The organism is Egibacteraceae bacterium (assembly GCA_040905805.1).
In the GTDB taxonomy this organism is placed as follows: domain Bacteria; phylum Actinomycetota; class Nitriliruptoria; order Euzebyales; family Egibacteraceae; genus DATLGH01.
In genome coordinates this window covers 1-8,086 of the sequence record JBBDQS010000045.1, presented here as the reverse complement: position 1 = coordinate 8,086, position 8,086 = coordinate 1, and the positions used below count along the sequence as shown (strand labels likewise).

The following is an 8,086-nucleotide window of genomic DNA, read 5'->3' as shown; positions in this document are numbered from 1 at the left end:
GGCCAAGAAGTCGGCGGCCAAGAAGTCCACGGCCAAGAAGTCCACCGCCGGCGACGCTGCTCGCCAGTAGCCGGGAATGGGCGAAGTCGCGGCCTCACGCCGGCAGCCGGCTGCACGCAGACGACCCTCCGCCCTCTGGGTCGCCCACGCGCTCGCTGCCGCGGTCGTCGTGATCGGCTTGGTCGTGCAGATCGTGCGGCCGCTGGCGCCGGATCTGGGACCGGCGCCGCCTGCCAACCAGTGGTTCGATCCCGCGCACCTGCAGCTGGTGGGGGCTTACCGGGGGCCGTTGTACGCCGTCGGGGCGACGGCGCTCCTCCTGCGGCTCGCGGTGCCCTGCGCGGTGGCTTTCACCCCCGCCGGGCGGCGCCTCAGCGACGCCGTCGTGCGGCGCGTGGGCGAGCACCGGCCGGCGCGGGCCGCCGCCGCTGTGGTCCTCCTGGTGGTCGTCGGGACGGACCTCGTGGTGCTGCCGCTGGTCTTCTGGGCCACCTTCGTGCACGAGGGAGCCTTCGGGTTCCGCACCCAGGGCGTGGCCGGATGGGCCTATGACTGGGCGGTCGGCGTCGTGCCGGCGTGGGCAGTGGTCGGCGGCCTCGTCGTCGGCGGCTATTCGCTCGCCAGGCGCGTGCCCCGCGGGTGGCCACCGATCGCCGGCCTCGCTGCGACGGCACTGACCGCCGGCCTGGTCTTCGGCGCACCGCTGGTCCTGGAGCCGCTGCGCTTCTCGACGGAGCCGCTGCCGGAGGGGCCGGTCCGCATCGAGGTCGAGCGGATCCTCGACCGAGCAGGCGAGTCCGTCGACCGGATCGTGACGGCAGACGCCAGCCGGCGGACCACGAAGCGCAACGCCTACATCTCCGGACTCGGGGCCACCGGGCGGGTGGTCCTCTACGACACGCTGGTGGCCCGCCAGCCGCCCGCCGAGGTCGGCGTCGTCCTGGCCCACGAGATCGGCCACGCCCAGCACGCTGACCTGGCGCGCGGCACCGTCTTCGCGGGAGCGGGGCTCATCACCCTGGTCTACCTGTTGGCCGGTGTGGTGCGCCGGCGGGTCGCGAGCGGTCGCCAGGCCAGCGCCGCCGACCCGCGCGCTGCGGCGGTCGTGTTGGCGATCGTGGTGCTGGCCGGGGCGGTGGCGCTGCCGGTGCAGAACGCCGCCAGTCGGCGCGCCGAGGCTGCGGCCGACCTGGCGGCGCTGCGCATCACCGGCGAGCCGTCCACCTACCTGGACCTCATCGACGGGCTGGCACGGGCCAACCTGTCCGACCCTCGGCCTCCGCGCTGGGCACAGCATCTCTGGTCCTCCCATCCGCCGCCCACGGCCCGTCTGGAGATGGGGCGACGCTGGGTGGAGGGGCCGGCCACGTGATCGAGCCGCGCACCCTGTGGGTGACCAACGACTTCCCGCCCAGGGCGGGGGGGATCGAGGCGTTCGTCGGTGAGCTCGCGGGCCGCCTCGATCCGGCCGGCGTGCGTGTCCTGACCGCGCGGGGGGCCGCCGCGGACGAGCACGACGCCCACCTTGCCTACCCGGTCCACCGTGTCGCCGCCCGTCCCTTGCTGCCGGGACCCAGGCTGCTTCGGCAGGTGCGCCTGGCCGCCGCCGAGCATCGTGCCGACGTGATCGTCTTCGGCGCCTCGTGGCCGCTGGGTGAGCTCGCCGGCAGGCTGGCCCCGCCGACGTTGGCGCTGACGCACGGCCACGAGGCCGGCATGGTGCGCGTCGGGCTCGGAGCCCTGATCCGACGCGTCGCGAGAGGTGTCGACGCGATCGGGGTGATCAGCCGGTACACCGAGGCCGCTCTCGAACCCTGGGTCGCGGCGCACACGGCCGTGCATGCCCTGCCTCCGGGCGTCGACACCGACCGCTTCCACCCCCGGGTGGACGGGACAGGGGTCCGTGCCCGGATCGGTCTCACCGACGACCAGCCGCTCGCGGTGTGCGTGTCACGGCTGGTCGCCAGGAAGGGGCAAGACGTCCTCGTCGAGGCCTGGCCACGCGTTCGTGCCCGGGTGCCCGGCGCGCACCTGCTCCTGGTCGGCGCAGGCCCGATGGCCGCCCGCCTGCGCCGGCGGGTGGATGCACTGGGGCTGTCCGCCAGCGTCACCCTCGCGGGGCCCGTGGCGCGGGCTGCGCTGCCCGCCGTCCACGCCGCCGCGGACGTGTTCGCGATGCCGTGCCGGACGCGCCTGGCGGGGCTCGACGTGGAGGGCCTGGGCATCGTCTACCTGGAGGCGCAGGCCTGTGGGACCCCCGTGCTGGCGGGGCGGTCGGGGGGTGCGCCCGAGAGCCTCCTCGACGGGCGCAGCGGTGTCGTGGCGGACGGCACCTCGCCGGGCGCCGTGGGGGATGCGCTCACCCGCCTGCTGCAAGACCCCGACCGGCGTGCGGCCATGGGGTTGGTGGGCCGGGACTTCGTCGAACGCCGCTACGCCTGGCCGGTCGTGACCGAGCGCTTCCGGACCCTGCTGGACGACCTCGCGGGCAGTGACGGGAGGTCGTGACGCCGGTGCGGCCCCGGAGAGGGCCGCCGGCGTAGGCTCGCCATGGCGAAAGGGCCGCTCATGCACAAGGACTTCACGCTCATCCCTGATGACCAGCCCGGCGTGCTCGCGCGCATCGGGGAGGCTGCCGGGGAGGCCGGCATCAACATCGAGGGCATCAGTGCCTTCACCGGTGAGGGCAGGGGGGTGGTGCACCTGCTGGTCAGGGATCCGGCGGACGCCCAGCGAGCGCTGACCGCCGCCGGGTTCGACGTGCGGGCCGCGCGCGACGTCCTGGTGGTCGACATCGCCGACCGTCCCGGCGCGATGGGAGAGGTCTGCCGCAGGCTGGCCGACCACGACGTCAACATCCAGCAGGCGTACATCGCGGGCGGCGGCACGTCCGGCGGCTACCGCCTGGTGCTCGCGGTCGATGACATCGCCGCGGCACGTGCCCTCATGTGACCGCTGACGGGGCCCGCACGAATAGGGGCGACACGGGCACGTCAGCCAGGTACGCTAGGTGTGAGGGCACGATAGACGTGAACGCTGCAGTGGTCAGACGCTGGTGCAGATCCCTTCGGGTTCACCACGAATCCAGAATGATGAAAGGCAAGGACAGCACATGGCTGTTGGCACTGTGAAATGGTTTTCCGATGACAAGGGTTTCGGCTTCATCGAGCGTGAGGATGGCGACGATGTCTTCGTCCACTTCTCCGCCATCCAGGGCAGCGGGTTCAAGTCGCTGGCCGAGGGTGCGAAGGTGGAGTTCGATGTGACCCAGGGCGCGAAGGGCGACCAGGCTGCGAACGTTCAGGTCATCTAGCCGCTAGGCGACATGCCACGAACGCAGACGCCCCGGCCATATGGCCGGGGCGTTGCCATGTCCGGCGTTGCCATGTCCGGCGTCAACCGCCGCCGGTGCGCGTCAGCGCTCGTCGACTGGCGTGTAGCTGATCTCGGCTCCGTCGAACCCTGGCGCGTGGTGCAGGGCCTCCATGACGGTGCCGAGCGCCGAGTTGGTGTCCGTGGCCTGGGTCGCCACGTCTGCCTCCACGCACATGCGGCCCCGTTCGTCGTGCCAGGGCTCCAGGAGCGTGACGTCGCCCACCGCCCACAATGCGGCGGCGAGCACCTCAGAGCGGTCGATGTCGGCCGTCAGGCAGGCGGTCACCCGCACCCGGTGGGTCGTGCTGATGCCGATCGGCTCCTCCGCGGGGGACGGGCTCCCGGCCGAGCTGACAGCCGTCGCGAGGTTCTCCGTGGGCACCGGACCCACGTCGACGGCGATGAGCAGCGAGGCGTCGGGGGCCGCCCAGGCCACGTGGGTGGTCGCCGTCCGCAGTCCCGACACGGTCGCCGCCACCGGCACCACCACGAGGTCGTCGGCCCGGGCGGCCGCCCCCACGGCAAGGTCCAGGCGTCGCGGGTCGTGGTGGACACGGTCGCTCAGGGCCGTCATCTCCGGGGGGAGCTCCGGGATCCCCGCGCCGCTGCGGAGCACGCGGACGGGCACCCCGGTGACTTCGTGGAGCCGGCGTGTCAAGCCTGCGGCGAGCCGGACGCCGCCGGCCGCGGTGCTGGCGAGGTGGTCGTCGGAGACGGGCAGCAGCAACCCCGTGAACGCCTTCTCGCCCAGGCGGGCGACCGCCAACGGCACCGCGGAGCGCCCGGCGATCGAGTCGATGAGACTGCCGAAGACGTTCTGGTGGCTGCTGCGGCCCTGCCAGCCGATGAGCACGAGCGTCGCGCCACACTCGCGGGCCGTGTCGAGCACGCCGTTGGCCACGGAGGCGTCGATGTCCACCATGCCGCGCGCCTCCACGCCCGCCTCCCGGGCGGTGGCCTCCGCGTTGACCACCAGGTCGTGGGCCGCCTTGCGCGCGCTCGCACGCGCGTCCGGGGCCAGCACGGTGACCGGCACGACCAGCCCGTCCGGGTCGACCAGCGACGCCGCGAGACGCAGCAGCGTGACGGCAGACTTCGGGTGGGTGACCGGGACCAGGATCGTGCTGCCGAACGCCATGGGCCTATTACATCAGCCCGTGGCCATCGAGGGGTCGCGCGGCCCCTCATCGCCCCGCACCGAGCGCCCGGAGAGGCGCGCCCTCACCGCCGGGTGATGAGGCTGATGCCATCGGCGACGGGCAGCAGGACCACGTCGACGCGCGGGTCGGCCCGGACGAGGTCGTTGAACGCGGCGATCGCCGCAGCGTTCTCGTCGTCGGGGTCCAGGACGCGCCCGCCCGCCAGGACGTTGTCGACCACGATCAGCCCGTCGTCGGCCAAGCGAGCGAGCACCGCCTCGTAGTAGCCGGGATATCCGGTCTTGTCCGCGTCGATGAAAGCCAGGTCCACCGGCGGATCGCCGGCCAGGCTGGTCAGCGTCTCGCCGGCGTCGCCCAGACGCAGCTCGATCTGTGCGATCAGCCCCGCCTGCTCCCAGTGTCGGGCGGCGATCGCCGTCCACTCCGCATTGTTGTCGAAGCAGACCAGACGACCCTCCTCGCGCAGCCCCCGGGCGATGCACATCGCCGAGTACCCGGTGAACGTGCCGATCTCCACCGCGAACCGCGCCGGCGTGAGCCTGGTGAGCAGGGTGAGCAGCGCGCCCTGCTCGGGGGCGATCTGCATCTGCATGTGGTCCGGGAACCGCTCCCGCGTCTCCGCAGCGAGGGCGCGCAGCACCCCGTCGTGACCGCTGGTGTGCGTGACCACGTAGGCATGCAGCTCGTCGGACAATCCGAGGGTCTTGAGGCTCACGGCGGCTCCTCGCGGCGTCGGTGCGGACACTGTAGCTCCCGCCGGAGCACTGTAGCTCCCGCCGGAGGTCAGCGGTCGGGCTCGGGGGCGGACTCCTCGAGCTCCAGCCCCCGGGTCTCGGGCACGAGCGTGTACAGCAGAGCCGTGAGGACCACCGGCACGGCGATGGTCAGCGCCGCCGGCGTGAACGCGCCGAAGGCGTCGATCAGCACTCCGAACGCGACCAGCCCCAGCACGGCCCCGATGATGTTGGCGGCGGTGACCCAGCCCGCAGCCGTGGCGCGCTGCGACGTGGGGAAGAGCTCGGCGTCCAGGGCGCCCGCTGCGGGCGCGTATGCCGCGGCAGCGACGATGCTGGCGATGTAGCCGACGGCCAGGGCGCCGGCCGCACCGCTGTAGGTCACGGTGCCGGCCAGGGCGGTGCCGACCATGGCCACACCCGCGCTGACCCGGCGGCCGAGCCGGTCGGCCGCCCACCGGCCGGCGAGCAACCCGACCAGCCCCGCCGGCGCCGCGACGAGGAACACCAGTGCCATGGCGCCGGCGGACATCCCCAGCACGTTCTCCCCGTACCAGAAGAGGTTGGTGTTGATCGGGCCCGTGACGAACCCGAACCCGAGGTGCACGGCGAAGAGCACAGCCAGCCGACCCCGTAGGTCCGGTCGGACCGCACCGAGCCGGGGTGCGACGGTTCCGGTGGGGTGCAGGTTCACGAACGGCCGCGACTCGCGCAGGCCCCGCCCGATCAGGGGCACGAGGACCATTGGAACGAGGACCATCGCGAACAGCCCGCGGAAGCCCAGCGCCTCGGGGATGGCCAGGCGCACCAGCGCGGTCAACCCGGCGCCGAGGGCGTAGCCGGCGGTGACCATGGCGATCGCCTTGGACCGGTCCAGGCTGCGGGTCTCCTCCGCGGCGATCACCGCGGCCAGCGCGTTGGTCGCCGACAGCAGCGGCCTGGCGAGCGCGAACAGCGCCACGAACCACCAGAAGCTCGGGCTGAGCGCGGCGACCACCGTGAAACCGAGGCCGGCGGCGCAGCAGGTCAGGATGACGCGGCGCCGTCCCGCGCGATCCGCCAGGCCCGCCAGCGGTAGCGCGGCCAGCGAGGCGAGGCGGATGATCGCGAGCCCCACCCCGACCGTGGTGCCCGTCAACCCGGCGAGCGCGGCGACGGACTGCTCGGGGTCGGGCTCGCCGAAGGCCGTCGCCACGTCGCCGAGCGCGGCGGTCACCCCGAAAGAGGCGAAACCTGACGCGATCGACAAACCGGTGACGGCCAGGACGGTCGGCTGCAGCCAGGCGCGGCCGGCTCGCGTCTCCGAAGGCATCGAGTTCCTGTTCGTGGGTACCTAGCCAGCGGTGGCACTCTACGAAACCTCGCACGATCGACAGCTAGGAGTCCGTCTGTGGTGAACGTCTGGCCTGGCCAGCCCTATCCGCTCGGGGCGCAGTGGGATGGGCGGGGCACGAACTTCACGCTGTTCAGCGAGGACGCGGAGGAGGTCGAGCTCTGCCTGTTCGACCGGGCCGGATACGAGCTGCGGGTGCCCATGGCGGACCAGACCGCGTTCATCTGGCATGCCTACCTGCCGGGCATCCAGCCGGGGCAACGCTACGGGTACCGGGTGCACGGGCCCTACGACCCCGAGAACGGCCTGCGGTTCAACCCGGCGAAGCTGCTGATCGACCCGTACGCCAAGGCCATCGACGGCATGGTGGACTGGAACGACGCCGCCTTCGCCTATCCCCTCACCGGGGGCGACCTGGAGATCAACGAGGCGGACAGCGCCCCGCACATGCCGAAGTGCATCGTGGCCAACCCGTTCTTCGACTGGGGCGACGACCGGCTCCCGCGCATCCCCGAGAACGAGACCGTCATCTACGAGACCCACGTCAAGGGCCTCACCATGCGCCACCCCGAGGTGGAGCCGGAGCTGCGCGGCACGTACGCCGGCCTGGCCTCTGCGCCGATCATCGACTACCTGCAGTCCCTCGGGGTCAGCGCCGTCGAGCTCCAGCCGGTGCACCACTTCGTCCACGACCACTTCCTCGTCCGCAAGGGGCTGCGCAACTACTGGGGCTACAACTCGATCGGCTTCCTCGCTCCCCACGCCGACTACGCCGCGCGCGGCACCCGTGGCGAGCAGGTCTACGAGTTCAAGGCAATGGTGAAGGACCTGCACGAGGCGGGCTTGGAGGTGATCCTCGACGTGGTCTACAACCACACCGCCGAGGGCAACCACGAGGGTCCGAGCCTCGCCTTCCGCGGGATCGACAACCGCTCCTACTACCGGCTGGTCGACGGCGACGAGCGCTACTACATGGACTACACGGGCACCGGCAACTCGATGAACGTCCGCCACCCCCATGTCCTGCAGCTGATCACCGACTCGCTGCGGTACTGGGTGACCGAGATGCACGTCGACGGCTTCCGCTTCGACCTCGCCTCGACCCTGGCGCGTGAGCTGCACGACGTCGACCGGCTGTCGGCGTTCTTCGACATCATCCAGCAGGATCCGGTCATCAGCCAGGTGAAGCTGATCGCCGAGCCGTGGGACGTCGGCGAGGGCGGGTACCAGGTCGGCAACTTCCCCGTGCTGTGGACCGAGTGGAACGGCAAGTACCGCGACACCGTCCGCGACTACTGGCGGGGGGAGACCGCCGGGGTGGGAGAGCTGGCGTCGCGGCTCACCGGCTCGAGCGACCTCTACGCGCACAACGGCCGGCGACCGTACGCGTCCATCAACTTCATCACGGCCCACGACGGGTTCACGCTGCGCGACCTGGTGAGCTACAACGAGAAGCACAACGAGGCCAACCTCGACGACAACTC

The 8,086-nt window shown here is 72.0% G+C and carries 8 protein-coding genes; 5 read left to right on the top strand and 3 right to left on the bottom strand.

The window, feature by feature from the left end; genetic code table 11:
• The first annotated feature begins 76 nt into the window (after window positions 1-76).
• The 4 genes from WD250_05525 (at window position 77) to WD250_05510 (ending at window position 3,313) form a co-directional block, all read left to right on the top strand.
• Window positions 77-1,372, top strand: coding sequence for a M48 family metalloprotease (locus WD250_05525; GenBank protein ID MEX2619660.1), 1,296 nt, complete (start codon window positions 77-79; stop codon window positions 1,370-1,372).
• Window positions 1,369-2,508, top strand: a complete 1,140-nt coding sequence (locus tag WD250_05520; GenBank protein ID MEX2619659.1) for a glycosyltransferase family 4 protein — start codon at window positions 1,369-1,371, stop codon at window positions 2,506-2,508. Before WD250_05525 ends, WD250_05520 begins: the two co-directional genes overlap by 4 nt.
• A 42-nt stretch (window positions 2,509-2,550) precedes the next feature.
• Complete coding sequence (locus tag WD250_05515) at window positions 2,551-2,952, top strand: ACT domain-containing protein (GenBank protein MEX2619658.1); 402 nt, start codon at window positions 2,551-2,553, stop codon at window positions 2,950-2,952.
• Between the two features lie 160 nt (window positions 2,953-3,112).
• On the top strand, window positions 3,113-3,313 hold the full coding sequence (locus tag WD250_05510; protein MEX2619657.1) for a cold-shock protein: 201 nt from the start codon (window positions 3,113-3,115) through the stop codon (window positions 3,311-3,313).
• A 102-nt stretch (window positions 3,314-3,415) separates the two neighbouring features.
• Here the strand turns inward: WD250_05510 and WD250_05505 are convergent, their stop codons facing one another.
• From WD250_05505 to WD250_05495, 3 genes are all read right to left on the bottom strand, one after another.
• Complete coding sequence (locus WD250_05505) at window positions 3,416-4,513, bottom strand: universal stress protein (GenBank protein MEX2619656.1); 1,098 nt, start codon at window positions 4,511-4,513, stop codon at window positions 3,416-3,418.
• 83 nt (window positions 4,514-4,596) lie between these two features.
• Window positions 4,597-5,250, bottom strand: coding sequence for an O-methyltransferase (locus WD250_05500; protein ID MEX2619655.1), 654 nt, complete (start codon window positions 5,248-5,250; stop codon window positions 4,597-4,599).
• 68 nt (window positions 5,251-5,318) lie between these two features.
• Window positions 5,319-6,581, bottom strand: a complete 1,263-nt coding sequence (locus WD250_05495) for an MFS transporter (protein MEX2619654.1) — start codon at window positions 6,579-6,581, stop codon at window positions 5,319-5,321.
• Window positions 6,582-6,662: 81 nt separating this feature from the next.
• Between WD250_05495 and glgX the strand changes: the two genes are divergently transcribed.
• The coding region (gene glgX / locus WD250_05490) for a glycogen debranching protein GlgX (GenBank protein ID MEX2619653.1) at window positions 6,663-8,086 on the top strand (1,424 nt) is incomplete at its 3' end.

What these genes read in the sequence shown, in the direction of transcription:
- WD250_05495 (MEX2619654.1), bottom strand. Translation starts at nt 6,581, where the DNA reads ATGCCTTCGGAGACGCGAGCCGGCCGCGCCTGGCTGCAGCCGACCGTC.
- WD250_05510 (MEX2619657.1), top strand. Translation starts at nt 3,113, where the DNA reads ATGGCTGTTGGCACTGTGAAATGGTTTTCCGATGACAAGGGTTTCGGC.
- WD250_05525 (MEX2619660.1), top strand. Translation starts at nt 77, where the DNA reads ATGGGCGAAGTCGCGGCCTCACGCCGGCAGCCGGCTGCACGCAGACGA.
- WD250_05515 (MEX2619658.1), top strand. Translation starts at nt 2,551, where the DNA reads ATGGCGAAAGGGCCGCTCATGCACAAGGACTTCACGCTCATCCCTGAT.
- WD250_05505 (MEX2619656.1), bottom strand. Translation starts at nt 4,513, where the DNA reads ATGGCGTTCGGCAGCACGATCCTGGTCCCGGTCACCCACCCGAAGTCT.